General features: G+C 75.5%; 16 protein-coding genes and 1 pseudogene. 6 read left to right on the plus strand and 11 right to left on the minus strand.

The annotated features are described in order from the left end of the window. The first annotated feature begins 71 nt into the window (after positions 1-71). Complete coding sequence (locus ABT015_RS14960; RefSeq protein ID WP_350879414.1) at positions 72-428, plus strand: hypothetical protein; 357 nt, start codon at positions 72-74, stop codon at positions 426-428. Positions 429-453: 25 nt separating this feature from the next. Here the strand turns inward: ABT015_RS14960 and ABT015_RS14965 are convergent, their stop codons facing one another. Then, complete coding sequence (locus ABT015_RS14965; protein WP_350879416.1) at positions 454-1,044, minus strand: pyridoxamine 5'-phosphate oxidase family protein; 591 nt, start codon at positions 1,042-1,044, stop codon at positions 454-456. A gap of 206 nt (positions 1,045-1,250) precedes the next feature. Between ABT015_RS14965 and ABT015_RS14970 the strand changes: the two genes are divergently transcribed. From ABT015_RS14970 to ABT015_RS14985, 4 genes and pseudogenes are all read left to right on the plus strand, one after another. Next, positions 1,251-2,165: a helix-turn-helix domain-containing protein gene (locus ABT015_RS14970; RefSeq protein ID WP_350879417.1), complete on the plus strand. Its 915-nt coding sequence runs from the start codon at positions 1,251-1,253 to the stop codon at positions 2,163-2,165. A gap of 29 nt (positions 2,166-2,194) precedes the next feature. After that, the gene (locus ABT015_RS14975) at positions 2,195-2,626 is read left to right on the plus strand and encodes a VOC family protein (RefSeq protein ID WP_350879418.1); all 432 of its coding nucleotides are present in this window, start codon (positions 2,195-2,197) and stop codon (positions 2,624-2,626) included. A 106-nt stretch (positions 2,627-2,732) separates the two neighbouring features. Beyond that, positions 2,733-3,611: pseudogene (ligD, locus tag ABT015_RS14980) on the plus strand (non-homologous end-joining DNA ligase); the annotation flags it as partial. Positions 3,612-3,671: 60 nt separating this feature from the next. Further along, positions 3,672-4,526, plus strand: a complete 855-nt coding sequence (locus tag ABT015_RS14985) for an ATP-dependent DNA ligase (protein ID WP_350879563.1) — start codon at positions 3,672-3,674, stop codon at positions 4,524-4,526. An 18-nt stretch (positions 4,527-4,544) separates the two neighbouring features. On the opposite strand, the gene ABT015_RS14990 is transcribed toward ABT015_RS14985, so the two are convergent. From ABT015_RS14990 to ABT015_RS15035, 10 genes are all read right to left on the minus strand, one after another. Then, positions 4,545-5,129 (minus strand): type 1 glutamine amidotransferase domain-containing protein, encoded by a 585-nt coding sequence (locus ABT015_RS14990; RefSeq protein WP_350879419.1) that lies wholly within the window; start codon positions 5,127-5,129, stop codon positions 4,545-4,547. A gap of 3 nt (positions 5,130-5,132) precedes the next feature. After that, positions 5,133-5,438, minus strand: coding sequence for a PRC-barrel domain containing protein (locus tag ABT015_RS14995; RefSeq protein ID WP_350879420.1), 306 nt, complete (start codon positions 5,436-5,438; stop codon positions 5,133-5,135). After that, positions 5,438-5,863 carry a hypothetical protein gene (locus ABT015_RS15000; protein ID WP_350879421.1) on the minus strand — a complete coding sequence of 142 codons (426 nt, stop codon included), beginning with the start codon at positions 5,861-5,863 and terminating at the stop codon, positions 5,438-5,440. Before ABT015_RS15000 ends, ABT015_RS14995 begins: the two co-directional genes overlap by 1 nt. Positions 5,864-5,929: 66 nt before the next feature. Beyond that, positions 5,930-6,397, minus strand: a complete 468-nt coding sequence (locus ABT015_RS15005; protein ID WP_350879423.1) for an HAD family hydrolase — start codon at positions 6,395-6,397, stop codon at positions 5,930-5,932. Positions 6,398-6,548: 151 nt separating this feature from the next. Beyond that, positions 6,549-7,160 carry a GNAT family N-acetyltransferase gene (locus ABT015_RS15010; protein WP_350879424.1) on the minus strand — a complete coding sequence of 204 codons (612 nt, stop codon included), beginning with the start codon at positions 7,158-7,160 and terminating at the stop codon, positions 6,549-6,551. A gap of 137 nt (positions 7,161-7,297) precedes the next feature. After that, a complete protein-coding gene (locus ABT015_RS15015; protein WP_350879425.1) occupies positions 7,298-7,996 on the minus strand; it encodes a TNT domain-containing protein in 699 nt (232 codons plus the stop codon). 225 nt (positions 7,997-8,221) lie between these two features. Then, positions 8,222-9,544, minus strand: coding sequence for a geranylgeranyl reductase family protein (locus tag ABT015_RS15020; RefSeq protein WP_350879427.1), 1,323 nt, complete (start codon positions 9,542-9,544; stop codon positions 8,222-8,224). Between the two features lie 390 nt (positions 9,545-9,934). Then, complete coding sequence (locus tag ABT015_RS15025; RefSeq protein WP_350879428.1) at positions 9,935-11,035, minus strand: calcium:cation antiporter; 1,101 nt, start codon at positions 11,033-11,035, stop codon at positions 9,935-9,937. A 91-nt stretch (positions 11,036-11,126) separates the two neighbouring features. Continuing rightward, positions 11,127-12,725, minus strand: a complete 1,599-nt coding sequence (locus ABT015_RS15030) for a protein kinase domain-containing protein (protein ID WP_350879429.1) — start codon at positions 12,723-12,725, stop codon at positions 11,127-11,129. Further along, complete coding sequence (locus ABT015_RS15035) at positions 12,722-13,483, minus strand: serine/threonine protein kinase (RefSeq protein ID WP_350879431.1); 762 nt, start codon at positions 13,481-13,483, stop codon at positions 12,722-12,724. The genes ABT015_RS15030 and ABT015_RS15035 overlap by 4 nt, the downstream gene beginning before the upstream one ends. A gap of 283 nt (positions 13,484-13,766) precedes the next feature. Between ABT015_RS15035 and ABT015_RS15040 the strand changes: the two genes are divergently transcribed. After that, complete coding sequence (locus tag ABT015_RS15040) at positions 13,767-14,174, plus strand: hypothetical protein (RefSeq protein ID WP_350879432.1); 408 nt, start codon at positions 13,767-13,769, stop codon at positions 14,172-14,174. The last annotated feature ends 142 nt before the right edge of the window (positions 14,175-14,316 follow it).

Consider the following 14,316-nt stretch of genomic DNA (forward strand, 5'->3'; position numbering starts at 1 on the left):
CCGATCCGGCGCACCGCACGGCAGGTACGGTCGGTTCGCCGGGACCGTAGGCGAATTCCACCGGGGGGATCATGCGCCGCACCTGGACCCTGCTCGTGCTCGTGGCCTCGCTCGGGCTGGCCGCCTGCGATCCGCACACCGATCCCGGCCGTACGCTGCCGCCGGACGACCGGCCCGGCTACGCGATCCCCGCACCCAGCCCGCCCCACCCGCCGATGCCCGAGCTGCGCGGCCAGACCGTCCTGGCGGCACGGGCGCTGCTGCCCCTCTGGTACCCGGTCAGCGTGCGGGACGCCGATCCGCGGGGGCGGGTCGTGGTGGTGCAGTGGGAGTGGCGGGTGTGCGGGCAGAGCCCGGCGGCCGGCGAGGTGCTGACCGGGCAGGTGATCGGCCTGACGGTGATGCGCGTCGAGGAACCCTGCCCGTAGCGCGGGCCTGACGGAAAGAGAGCCGCTACGTCCTGTCCGGCCGGGGCGGGAGCGGCAGCGGGAGAGCGGGGAGGCCGTCGATGCTGGTGCCGACGTACTGCTTGCCCTCGCAGTAGGTGCTGAACTCCTCCTCGTCCTTGCGGCCGAAGAACTGCGCGTGCAGCTCGCGGTCGGCGCGGTAGTCCATCAGCGGGACGGCGAACCCGCAGGAGTCGCTGACCCGTTCGGCCCGCACCAGCACGATCGCACGCAACCCGGAGCCGTCGACGGCCGGGTCGAAGCGGCCCAACAGCCCGGCGAAGCGCGGGTCGTCACGGAACACCGGCTCGCCCCGGCCGTGCACCCGCACCACGGTCGGCGGGCCGTCGAAGGCGCACCACATCAGCGTGATCCGGCCGTTCTCCCGCAGGTGAGCGATCGTCTCGGCGGTGGATCCGCCGAAGTCCAGGTAGGCGAGGGTGAGTTCGTCGATCACCACGAGCGTGCCGGAGCGGCCCTTGGGTGAGACGTTGACGTGCCCGTCGGTGGAGAGGGGCGCGGTCGCGACGAAGTAGACGGGCTGCCGTTCGATGAACTCCCGCAGCCTGCCGTCGATGCTCTCGTACTGCTTTCCCATGCCCACCAGTGTGCGCCCATCTCGCCTGGTAAGAAAGGATGATCCACTAAGCGAGACAGCCGCCCCACCGGGACGCCCGCAGGGCGGCCGAACTCGGCGGCCCCGGTGCGCGTTTGTCCAAGACACCCGCCCCCGCCGCGCGGCACCCTCGAAGGGCCCGGCCGGTACGGGGGACCGGCCGGGCCCGGGCGGTCGATACTGGGAACGTGACGACGGAAACCCCCGAGACGTCCCCAGCCGGCGCGGACACCGCCACCGGCCGGATCGACGAAGCCGTCCGCGCCCGGCCCGCGCCCGCGCTGCGCCCGTACGTGGCCTGGTACTCCGGGTACCGCCAGCGCGGCATCCCGCCCGCCCTGCACCGCGGCCTGCCGTCCCCGTACCTCACGTTCATCCTCACCCTGGACGAGCCGCTGGTGATCGCCGGGCACCCCGACCCGGCGCAGCCGCCCGGCAGTTACCCGACGCTGCTCGGCGGCCTGCACACCGGTCCGGCGCTGATCACCCACGACGGCCGGCAGTCCGGCGTGCAGATCGCCGTGCACCCGCTGGCCGCCCGGGCGCTGTTCGGGCTGCCCGCCGGCGAGCTGGCCGGGATCGACCTCCCGGCGGAGGAGGTGCTGGGGCGGCTCGGCCCGCGCCTCCAGGAGCAGTTGCGGTCCGCGCGCACCTGGTCCGAGCGCTTCGCCGTGCTGGACGGGACGCTGCTGCGGGCCGCCCGCCCGTCCGGGCAGGTGCCGCCGGAGGTCGGCTGGGCCTGGCGGGCGCTGCGGCGCAGCAACGGCGCCCTGCCGGTGGCGGCGCTGGCCCGGGAGACCGGCTGGAGCGCCCGGCACCTCCAGGAGCGGTTCCGCCGGGAGACCGGTCTGACGCCGAAGGCCGCCGCCCGGGTGATCCGCTTCGACCGGGCCCGCCATCTGCTGGCCGCCGCGCCGCCGCCCCGGCTCGGCGACCTGGCCGTCCGCTGCGGGTACTTCGACCAGGCGCACCTGGCCCGGGAGTTCCGCGCGTTGGCCGGGGCGGCGCCGAGCGCGTGGCTGGCGGCGGAGGGGCCGGAGGAGGCGAAGTTCCGAAACGTCCAAGGCGGGGCGGGTGCGGCGGCCGCAGAGTGGGAGGCGTAAGCAACCAGCCCCCCCCCGAGGAGACAGCCATGGACGGCACCGCCCCCGCCCCTCAGGTCTGGCCCAGCCTGCGCGCCACCGACGCCCGGGCCCTGATCCGCTTCCTGGTCGACGCCTTCGGCTTCCAGGAGGTCGTCGCCTACGGTGAGGGCGGGTTCGTCGCCCACGCCGAACTGGCCTGGCCGGAGGGCGGCGGCGTGATGCTGGGCTCCGACCGGGAGACGCCCGAGGGCGGCGCGCCCTGCCCGGGCCGGCCGGGCGGTTTCACCGCGTACGTGGTCACCGCGGACCCGGACGGCGTGCACGACCGCGCCGTCGCCGCCGGGGCCCGGATCACCACCGCGCTCACCGAGACGGACTACGGCTCGCGCGACTTCGCCGCCGCCGACCCGGAGGGCAACCAGTGGTACTTCGGCACCTACCGGGGTGCGCCGCGGCCCGCCGCCCCCGCGCGGGGCTGAGCGGCCCGCCTCCGACGCCGGTGGACCGGCTGCGCCCCCGCCGCCGCCCGGGCAGACTGGCTGCGGGGGCCACGCACAGGCCCACCCAGGCTCCGGGGAGCACCCAATGCCGCAGCTCACGGTGGACGGGCGCACCCTCGCGCTCTCCCACCTCGACAAGGTGTACTACCCGCGCACCGGCACCCTCAAGGGCGAGGTGCTGCGCTACTACGCCGCCGTGCACGACGCCCTGCTCCCCCACCTGCGCGACCGCCCGGTCTCCTTCCTGCGCTGCCCGGACGGGGTGGAGGCCGAGGTGTTCATCGCCAAGAACCCGCCGGCCGGAACCCCTCGCTGGGTGCGCACCGTCGAGGTGCCGAGCAGCGGCGGCGACCTGCGCCAGGTGGTCCTCGACGACGGCGCCGCGCTCCTCTGGGCCGCCAACCTGGGCTGTCTGGAGCTGCACGTCCCGCAGTGGCACGCGGCCGCGCCCGGGCTCGCCGACCGTCTCGTCCTGGACCTCGACCCCGGGGCGGGCGCCTCCGTCCTCACCTGCCGCACCGTCGCCGTCCTGCTGCGCGAGCGGCTCGCGGCGGACGGCCTGGCGGCCTGGGTGAAGACCTCCGGCTCCAAGGGCCTGCACCTGCTCGTCCCGATCGAGCCCACCCCCAGCACCCGGGTCTCGGCGTACGCGAAGGCGCTCGCCGCCGCACTGGAGGGCGACCACCCGGAGCTGGTGGTGCACACCATGGCGAAGGCCCGGCGGGCCGGCCGGGTACTGGTCGACTGGTCGCAGAACAACGCCGGGAAGACCACCGCCGCGCCGTACACCCTCCGGGCCCGGCCGCTGCCGACGGTCTCCACCCCGCTGACCTGGGCCGAGCTGGAGCGCGCCGGCACGGCGGACGACCTGGTGTTCACCCTCGCCGAGGTGCCGGATCGCCTCACCGCCCACGGCGACCTGTTCGCCCCGCTGCTGGACCCGGAGCGGGCCCGGCCGCTCCCGGCCGGCCCGGCGACCCGGCCGGAGCAGCCCCGCCAGGTGCTCCACCCGCCCGTCGAGGTGATGCGCCCCGCCGCCGTCACCGCCGTCCCGCCCGCCGGCGGCCTGGGCGGCGCGGGCGTGCAGTACGAGCTGAAGCTGGACGGCTTCCGCTGCGTCGCCTTCGCCCGCGGCGCCCGCCCGCCCGTCCTGCAGTCCCGCACCGGCCGCGACCTCGCCCCCGAGTTCCCGTCGATCGCCGCCGCCGTCGCCCGACTGCCCGAAGGGCTGGTGCTGGACGCCGAACTCGTCGCCTGGCGGGCCGGCCGGTTCGCCTTCGGGGAACTGCTGCGCACCCGCCGGGCCCGGGCCGCCGCCCCGGACGTCGTCCTCGGCCTGATCGCCTTCGACCTGCTCGCCCTGCCGGGCCGCGACCTGCGCCGGCTGCCGCTCACCGACCGCCGTCGGCTGCTGCTCGCCGCCCTGGCCGACGTCCCGCCGCCGATCCAGCCGGTACTGGCCACCACCGACCGGACGGAGGCGCTGGACTGGATGACCCGCCTCGCCGACACCGGTGTCGAGGGCCTGGTCTGCAAGGCCGCCGGCTCCCCCTACCGCCCGCGCGGCGCCGGCCGCGCCTGGGTCAAGTACCGCCGCAGCGACACCCTCGACGCCACCGTCCGGGCCTTCACCGGTCCGGCCTCCCGTCCGCACGCCCTCGTCCTCGAACTCGACGACGGCCGGGTGCTCCTCAGCACCCCCCGGCTCACCCCGGTCCAGGCCCGCGAGGTCGCCGAGGCCGCCCGCCCCCTCGCCGGCCCGCCCGTCACCGACCCCGAGCACGGCCCGGTCCACCCCCTCACCGGCCCGCTGCGCGCCGAACTGACCCTCACCGGCCGCCCACCCGCCGCCGCCTTCGTCCGGCTGCGCGGCGACTGACCGCCCCGGGAAGGGGGTTCAGCCCTTCCGCCGCTTCGCCGCGTGGACGAACTCGGTGACCAGGGTGTCGTTGAAGACCGGCAGGTCGGCGGGTCGGCGGCTGGTGACGAGGGGGCCGGGGCCGGCGCGGCAGACGTGCACGTCCTCGTCCACCCAGTGGGCTCCGGCGTTGCGCAGGTCGGTGCGCAGGCTCGGCCAGGAGGTGAGGGTGCGGCCGCGGACGGCGTCGGCCTCGATCAGGGTCCAGGCGGCGTGGCAGATCGCGGCGACCGGGCGGCCGGAGGCGCAGTAGGCGCGGACGAAGGCCACCGCGGCCTCGTCCAGCCGTAGCGCGTCGGGGCTCGCGACGCCGCCGGGCAGGACCAGGCCGTCGAAGGCGGACGACCGCGCCCCGGCGACGAGGAGGTCGACGGCGAAGGTGTCGCCCGGGGCCCGGTGCCGGACGGCCTGGACGCGGCCGGGCCCGGTGGACAGCAACCGCGGGGTGCCGCCGGACTCGGCCACCGCCTGCCACGGCGAGGTCAGCTCGACCTGCTCCGCCCCGTACGGCGCGACCAGGAAGGCGATCGTCCGGCCGGTGAGCGTGGTGGACGGCCAGCCCATGGCTCAGTGCCGGTGCGGGTCGCAGGCGGAACCCAGGTGGACGGCGGCGGGCGGGGCGGGGCTGAGCCTGGCGCGCGGGCAGTCCAGGTGGACGGTCAGCTCCAGGTGGTCGATCCGCGACACCAGGCCGACCGGGACGGACAGCCTGGTGCCCGCCACCCAGGGCCCGGCGTCGACCAGCAGGTGGTCCCCGGTGTCCTGTTCGACCCGGCCGAGCGGGCCGTCGGTCGCCTGCACCTCGTACCCGGTCAGGTTCAGTTCGGCAGCGTGGTGGGGGCCCGGTCGGTACTCCCACAGGTCGGTGGTCATCACGCCTCCGGTTGGTCCCAGGGGCGGCGTTCGCGGCGCTCGTCCCGGTCGGGGGGTTCGGCACGGCGTTCGCCCCGGTCCCGGCCCGCAGCCCGGTCCCGGCCCGCGGCCCGGCGGCGCAGCAGCGCCGAGGTGGCGATCGCCGCCGCCACCGAGGCCGCCCACACCAGCCCGAGGGCGGTCAGCACCGCGGTGGTCGGGGTCCGCACGCCGATGCTGAGGCAGATCGCGGACATCACCAGGGCGGTCAGCACCACCCCGGCGGACAGGCGGCGCCCGACGCCACGCAGCACGCGCCGGGCCCGGCTCGGCGGCTTGGCGCCCATCGTGCTCAACTTCCGGTCGAGGCGCGTGTCCTGGCGCAGATCGGACTCGATCTCCTCAAGAAGCCGTCGCTCCCATCCGCTCAACGCGGGTCCGTCCATCTCGGTCACCTCCGACACTTCCGGTGACGTGCTCGCACCCGGGCGGTTGCCCGGTCCGGGCAGGCGCTAACCGCTCAGGGGGCCGCCGGTTACGGCGTGTGGTGCGGCGCCGGCGGCGGCGCCCACGGGGCCAAAGGCCCGGGGACGGGCCAGCAGGCTGTCGTCCAGGACGCGCAGCAGGGCGTCGGCGTCGCGGTGGACCTCGACCGCGCCCGCCGCCCGCAGCTCGGGACCGGCGTCCACACCGGCCGCCAGCGCGACGCACGGCACCCCGGCCCGCCTCGCCGCCAGCACCTCGCGCACGCTGCCGGCCACCGCCACGGCGTGCGGCGGTGTGCCGCCGACCAGTTCCAGCGCGGCCCGCACCGGGTCACGCCCGGGGGCGGTCACGGTCAGGGCCGGTGCCCCGCCCGGCCCGGGCCCGGTCAGCACGACCGTCCAGCCCCGGGCGGCGCACTCGCGCAGCAGTTCGGCGGAGCCGGCCGGCGCAGGGCGCCAATCGGTACCGAAGAGAGCCGCCGAGATCACCGTCATGGCCGACCGTTTCCCTTCCCGGGCCACGCACCGTACGCGCCCTTCCAGGTTAGGCCGCTCCCCCGCCGTGCGCGCAGCCTGCGGCCCACCGGTTTCCCGGCAGCGGGAGGACCGGCACGGCGGCCGGTCGTCGGCCGGTCGGCGAACCCGGCTACCCGGCGTCCGGGTCGTTGGCGAGGCGGGCGTGGAGGTGCTCGTCGACGTGGTCGCCGTCGCCGTAGCGGTAGGAGGCCCGGGTGGTGCCCTCGTGGCGGAAGCCGCCGCGGTCGGCGACGCGGCAGGAGGCCTCGTTGCCGACCGCGTGCCAGAGCTCGATGCGGCGGGCCTCGGCGGTGGCGACGGCCCAACGGGTGACGGCGGCGACGGCACGGGTGGCGATGCCCCGGCCGCGGGCGGTGGGGAGCAGCCAGTAGCCGACCGTGGCGATGCCGTCCGACTGGTCGGTCCAGCCCAGGAAGGCGTTGCCGTGGAGCGCCCCGTCGAGGGCGTCGGTGATCGCGAAGGCGGCCGCGCTCCCTTCGGCCCAGCCGGTGTCGCAGCGGTCGAGGTAGGCCTCGGCGCCGGCCGGGTCGGCGATGCGCAGCGGGTTCCAGCGGGCGATCTCCGGGTCGGCCGCGGCTGCCAGCAGGGCGGGGACGGTGCCGCCGGGCACGTCGAGGGCCCGGCCCCAGGGGCGCAGCACGACGTCGCCCAGGTCGAGGGTGGCGGGCCGCAGGACGCGTCGCTCGGTGGACGTCTCGGTGGAGGTCTCGGTGGTGCTCATCCGGCTTTCCTATCCCGCCCGTTCCGGTTCCCGCCAACGAATTCTCCCGGCGGGGAATCCGCCCCCCGCCCCCCGATGGCTTCCGGTGAGCGGGGCGGCGCACGGCGGGCCCGCTGTGCGCCGCCCGGACGGCCGGGTCAGACGATCCGGGACAGGTACCCGTTGTCGACCAGCCAGAGCACGTTCAGCTTGGCCGGGCCGCCGGGCACCAGGGCCGCGTCGAGCTGGTACTGCAGGCCCCAGCCGGGCTGGCCGAACCACGGGGCGATCGGGCCGGCGTGCACCTTGAAGGGCTTGACCACCTTGTAGTCGTGGTAGTTGCAGCCCGCCGGCGGGGTGCCGTCGAGGCTCTGCGGCGGGATCGAGCGGGTGGAGTAGGGCAGTCCCTCGGGGGCGAGGAAGGCGCCGTACTCGCTGCCGTAGCGGTCGATGTTCTGGTTCGGGTAGAGCGTGAGATCGAACTCGACCGGGGTGCCGTCGGGCAGGGTGACGTAGCCGTCGGACGGCGGGTAGATCCAGCCGCCGGCGCCGTTGTTGCCGGCCGGGTCGTAGTAGGTGGTGAGGAACTGCTGCTCGCTCAGGGAGCCGGTGCGCTGGTAGCCGACGAGTTCCCTGCCGACCCGGCCGGTGGTGGGCAGGTCGGCGGGGCCGAGCCGCTTGTCACCCTGGTGGAAGTCGGCGGAGCACTCGTCGGCGGGCGTGGCGGCCCGGGCGGAGGTGCCCGCGGTGGAGGTGCCCGCGGTGGCGGTGTCGGCCGCGGCGGCCGGGATGCTCGGGGCGATCAGGGCGGCGGCCGCGGCGAGTGGCGCGACGAGCAGGCGAAGGCGAAGGCGCACGGTGTCTCCGTCGTGAAGGGGGGGTCGCACGGAGGGGGCGTGCCGCTCACCCTCCGTGTCCGTTTCGGCACCAGGCAAGCGGATCAGCTGATCATCCGTCAACACGACTAGGCCGACGGCGTACCGAATTCTCCGGTTCCGGCCAACCCCGGGACACCGGACCGGTTCACCCGAAAGAATGAGCGGTCCGGCACCGGTCCGGACACCCCGCGCGGCCGGCCCCCGTCAGCGCCCCGGCGCGACCCGCCCGACCAGGTGCAGCAGCCGGTCGAGGGCGTCCTTGGAGTTGGGCTCGGTGAGGTTGACCATGAGCCGGAACGCCACCTTCAGCAGCGCCGGGTGGCCGAGCCCGGCGGCGCCGGCCGCGCCGAGCAGCCTGGGCCGGCCGAGCAGGTCGGCGGCGAGGCGGCCGAGCGCGAAGTAGCCGGCGTAGGCGGAGCGCAGCGCCTGCGGGTAGGCGCGCAGGGCCAGTTCACGGCCGCGGTCGGTGCGCCGGGCGAGGGCCTGGACGATGGTCTCGGCGGCGTAGCGGCCGGATTCCATCGCGTAGGCGATGCCTTCGCCGGTGCCGGGGCTGACCGTGCCGCCGGCGTCACCGATGAGCAGCAGACCGTCGGCGTAGTGGGGTTGGCGGTTGAGGCCCATCGGGAGGGCGGAGCCGCGGACGGGCTCGGTGACGGCGTCGGGGGTGTAGCCGTACGCGGGCGGCAGGCTGTCGCACCAGCGGCGGAGCAGGTCCCGCCAGTCGAGGTCGACGTGGGCGGTGTCGAGGACACCGAGGCCGACGTTGGCGGTGCCGTCGCCCATGCCGAACACCCAGGCGTAGCCGGGCAGCAGGCGGCGGGCGGGGTCGCCCGGGTCGCGCAGGTCGAGCCAGGCCTCCAGGTAGCGGTCCTGGTGGCGGGGGGTGGTGAAGTAGGTGCGGTAGGCGACGCCCATGGCGCGGTCGGTGCGGCGGTAGCGCTTCATCGCGACGGAGAGGCGGGTGGAGTTGCCGTCGGCGGCGACCACGACCGGCGCCTGGTAGCTGACGGGCCGGCGCTCGTCGCCGAGCTTCGCGGTGACGCCGGTGATCCGGCCGCTCCGCTCGTCCACCAACGGGCCCGCCACGTTGGCCCGTTCGATCAGCCGGGCGCCGGCCGAGGCGGCCCGGCGGGCGAGCAGTTCGTCGAAGTCGGCGCGCCGGCGGACGAGTCCGTGGCCGGGGTAGGCGGACAGCTCGGGCCAGTCGAACTCCAGCGCGCGCCGGCCGGAGATCAGCCGCAGCCCCTGGTTGTGCAGCCAGCCGGCCTGCTCGGAGACGTCGATGCCGAGGTCGGTCAACTGCTTGACGGCGCGGGGGGTGAGGCCGTCGCCGCAGACCTTCTCGCGCGGGAACGCGGACTTCTCCAGCAGCAGGACGTCCAGGCCGGTGCGGGCGAGGTGGTAGGCGGCGGTGGAGCCGGCCGGGCCTGCGCCGACCACGATGACGTCGGCGCTCTCCTCGGTCCGGACGGGCCGGGGGGCCCGGCCGCCGTCTGCGGGCACCTGCTGCTCTGGGCCGGGCATCACGCACTCCCACGGGGTCGGATCGACTGCGGGCCCGACGGGGCCGCAGGGGGCCCGGACGGACTCGGACAGGTCATTCGGACAGGTTCGTTCGGACGGGGACATCCGGACGCGGCCGGACTCGGCGGTCCGAGACGGACGATAGAGAACCACGGCACCCGCCCGCCGCCCCGACACGCGGGCCCGCCCCGATGACCGGTCAATACCGGCCACCGGGGCGGCTGCGCGGCCACCCGCCGGGCCGGAGCCCGCCGTTGGCCACCACGGTGAAGACGGCGCCCGGCCCGTCGGCGGGCCGCCGCCCGGCACACGCCCCCCGGAAACCACGGAGCCCCTGGTTCCGACGGCGGTGTCGGACGGCAGGGGCTCCGTGGAACTGCTACGGCGGCGTCAGGGGTTCAGCGCCAGCACCACGTAGGCGGCCAGCACGGCGAGGTGCACGGCGCCCTGGAGCGGGGTGGCCCGGCGCGGGATGACCGTCAGGGTGCCGAGCACGATGGTCAGGGTCAGCAGCACCATGTGTGCCGGGCCGAGGCCGAGGTCGAGCGGGCCGGAGAGCCAGGAGGAGGCGATCGCGACGGCCGGGATGGTCAGGCCGATGCTGGCGAGCGCCGAGCCGAGGGCCAGGTTGAGGCTGGTCTGCACCCGGTTGCGCAGGGCCGCGCGCAGCGCCGCGATGGTCTCCGGCAGCAGGACGAGCAGGGCGATCACGACGCCGACGACGGAGTGCGGCAGTCCGGCGTCGTCCACGGCGTGCTCGATGGTCGGCGAGACGCCCTTGGCGAGGCCGACCACGGAGACCAGGGCCACGCCGAGCAGCATCAGGCTGATCCAGGCGGCCTTGGCGGTCGGCGGCGCGGCGTGGTCCTCCTCGTCGAGCACCCGGCCCTCGGGGGTCACCGGCAGGAAGTAGTCCCGGTGCCGGAAGGTCAGGGTGGTCACGAACAGCCCGTACAGCACGATCGAGGCGGTGGCCGCGAAGACCAGCTGGGTGGTGGAGAACTGCGGACCCGGGGAGCTGGTGGTGAAGGTCGGCAGCACCAGGCTGAGGGTGGCGAGGGTGCCGATGCAGGCGAGCGCGGCGCCGGTGCCCTCGGCGTTGAAGACGGCGGTCCGGTACTTGACCGCGGCGACCAGGATGGACAGGCCGAGGATGCCGTTGCAGGTGATCATCACGGCGGCGAACACGGTGTCCCGGGCCAGAGTCGCGGACTTGGAACCGCCGTCGGCCATCAGCGTCACGATCAGCGCGACCTCGATCACGGTGACCGCCACCGCGAGCACGAGCGATCCGAAGGGTTCCCCGACCCGGTGCGCGATCACCTCGGCGTGGTGCACGGCGGCGAGCACCGCGCCGGCCAGAAAGCAGGCGACGACGCCCACCACCCAACCGGGCAGGTCCCGGTGCCAGGTCAGGGCCAGGACGACGAACGACACCACCGGAACGACGACGGTCCATTGCGCGGCGGCCGCGCGGAGCTTCGTGATCATGCCGCCGAGCATCCCAGACCGGGGGCCGCCCACCCGGTTGCCCGCGCCGGGATACGGGCGGATGTGGCACAACTCATCCCGTTTTGCCTGGTCACCCGCCGTAGTCGGCGAGGTACCGGAGCACCTTGTCGACGTGTGGGCGGACCCGTTCCGGGACGCCTCCGGCGGCCGCCACGGTCTTGTCGCTGGTCCGGTAGGCGGCGGTCACCAGGGCCGGCAGGTCGCGGGTCAGACCCCGGTGCTTGATCTGCTGGTCCAGCCAGCAGACGTAGTTGCCCATCGCGGCGATCGCGTCGCCCGGGTCCAGGTAGGACTTGGGGCCGTCGTGGGCCGCCGCCTTCGACCAGGCGTCGAAGACGGCGGGCGTCCACATGGCGATGCCGTACTCGCCGGTCTCGGGGCGGGCCGCGTTCGGGTCGAAGCCGCTCTCGGCCTTGAGCATCGCGGCCAGCAGCGCCGGGGTGATCTCGGGCTCGGGGCAGCGCCGGGCGGCGAGCTCGATCATGCCGCGGTAGGCCACCGGGACGTCGGAGCCGGCCGGGATCGCGCCGGGCAGCGGGGGCGCGGCAGGGTGGACGGCCGGGTGGGCGGCCGACCCCGCGACGGGTACGGCGGCGCCTCGCTCCGCGGCCTCCGGCTCGGGGGCCCCGGTCAGGGCGAGGACGGTGGCGGCGCAGGCCAGCAGGCCGGTGGCGGCCCGCAGGGCGCCGCCGCGGCGGCAGGCCGGACCCGCGCCGGCCCGGGCGACCAGCGCGGCGAGGTCGGTGCGGGCCCGCTCCTCCCGCCCGGGGGCCAGGCAGGCGGTGACCACGGCCCGCCAGGGCCCGGGCAGCGCCTCGTCCAGCCTCAGCGGCGCCGCGCCGCGCGCGTACGCCTGGGCGGCCAGCGAGCGGGCTCGGGCGGTGGCGCCGAGGAACGGGTGCAGGCCGCCGGTGAGCACCTGGTGGGCGATCACCCCGAAGGCCCAGATGTCGGCGCTGGGGCGCACCGCGACGCCGCGCGCCCCGGTGCGCTCGGACCACCACTCGGGCGGGACGTGGTCGGGTGAGCCGAACGGCGGCGCGTAGGCGTGGGTGCCCTCCAGTTCGGCGGTGAGGCCGAAGTCCGCGATCTTGGCGGTGCCGTCGGGCATCAGCAGGATGTTGGCCGGTTTGAGATCCCCGTGCACCCAGCCGCCCCGGTGCATGTGGGTGAGCCCGGCGCAGACCTCGGTGAGGACGCGTTCGGCGCCGGGCACCGGGGTGCCGGGGCGGGCGGCGGCGAGGACGTCCTGGAGGCTGCGGGCGGCGCGTTCCATCACCAGGGCGACGGCGCCGTCCAGGCCGGGGTGGGCCGGGTCGTCGACGACCGTCACGGCGAGGGTGCGGATCAGGTGGGGGTGGTCGGCGCGGCGGCTGAAGCGCATCTCGCTGCGGGCGGCCTCCGTCATGCTCCGGCACTGGCCGGGGCTGAGCCGGGCGGGGCTGAGCAGTTTGACGGCGGCCGGGGTGCCGTCGAGGCCTTCGGCCGCGTACACGCTGCCCCAGGCGCCGGCCCCGAGGTAGGCGCCGGTGCGGTAGCCCGCGAGCCGGTAACCGGCCGGTACCTCGAACTGCTGGTCCGGCAGGGGCTGGTCCTTCTCCGGCAGCCGCTGCTCGGACGCCGGCTCGTCGGGCGGCCGCCCGTCGGGCGCCCGGCCGGCGGGCCTCACGGCCGGGCGGCCGGGCGCCGGGGCGGGAGCAGGGCCAGGTGCTCCTCCCGGACGAGGTCGAACTTCAGTGCCAGGGCCGCGAGTTCCTCGCGCTTGCCGCCGCCGGGGCCGTCCTCGTAGGGCTCGCGCAGCCGCAGCTTCGTCCACACCAGGTAGTCGATGTGGTAGTTGACCGCCGAGCGGGTCAGGCCGTGGCAGGAGGGCAGGGCACGCAGCCGGGCCAGCACGTCCGTCACACCGGGGACGACGGCGGCGGAGGGCGAGCGCAGCCGGGGCTCGCAGAGCGCGAGCAGCACCAGGAAGTACTTGGCGGTCGGGTCGAGGGCGAACGGGCTGACGGTGGGTTCGCCGCCGATGCCGCCGGCCCGGCTCTCCAGGTAGGCGTGCTGCGGGGCGAAGACCTTGAACGAGGCGGGTTCGCCGAGGGCGGGCAGCAGCACCCGGGAGAACTCGAACGGGACGGGCGCGCCGAGCCGGCCGGGCGCCACCTTGACGTGCTCGCCCGCGCCCTCCAGGTTCTCCACCACGTAGGTGGCGGAGGTGCTGAAGTTGGACAGCCGCCAGTAGTCCTCGGCGGCGGTGACCTCCCCCGCGCGCCGGGAGACGCCCTGGTCGGGCAGGGGGATGGGGGCCGGACGGCCGGGCTCGCCGCGCCCGAACGCCGCGGCCTCGCCGGGGCCCATCCGCAGCAGGCCGGGCGGTTCGCCGGGCGCCATCACGGGCTCCCGGTCGGGCAGTTGCACGATGACCGTGTCCACGCAGGCACCTCCGTGGTCCGGGTCGATGCTAACGGCCCGATTCGCCCCGACGGCAGTTCGCCACCCGGACGAGTGAAGGAGCACCGCCAACCCGGTTCGGGCGTCGCCGAGTTGCCTCCAGGGCCGCTCACCTGCCGGTCCGTCGACCGCTCGACGGGTGGTTGCAGCACGTAGTTGAATGGTCACCTTGAGTGTGACGCAACACACACACGACATGTCCACGTTCTGTGCAAGACTCATCTCAAGGAGTGAGATCCCCTTAATTTCCAAGGAGGTTCATATCATGCGCGCTCGGATCGCAGCTGTGACGATGATGGTGGCAGGGATAGCAGGCCTGATGGCCGGACCGGCCATCGCGGCCCCGGCGACGACCGAGAACGAAGCGGTGGCCTGCGCCTCCGTGCTCAACACGCCCTGCATCTCGCACCAGCACGACGGTGAGGGCTTCTTCGGCGTCGCCCAGGTCTCCGCCGACCCGAACCAGTTGACGATGGTTCAGGTCGAGGTGCGGACCCAGAAGGCCTGGGGCAGCCCGTGGGAGACGATCGCCTCCGCGACCACCGTGCGCCTGGGCTCCGCGAAGGCGGTCACCCCGCGCGTCGTCACCACCGACCTGCGGATCATCTGCGCCACCGCCGGCCCGGCGCTGCAGGCGACCCAGCAGGTCACCACCTGTACCAACCCGTTCTGACGGACCCCGCCGCTCCACTGGCACCAAGGTCCTCGATCGACCCGACCCACCCCACCCGCCGGGGCGCCCGCGCCCCGGCTCCAGGGCCGGCCGCCGGCGCATCCGGCGGCCGGCCCGTCGGCATGTACCGCCCCGGCAGGGC

Source organism: Kitasatospora sp. NPDC094016, assembly GCF_040304045.1.
In the GTDB taxonomy this organism is placed as follows: Bacteria; Actinomycetota; Actinomycetes; order Streptomycetales; family Streptomycetaceae; genus Kitasatospora.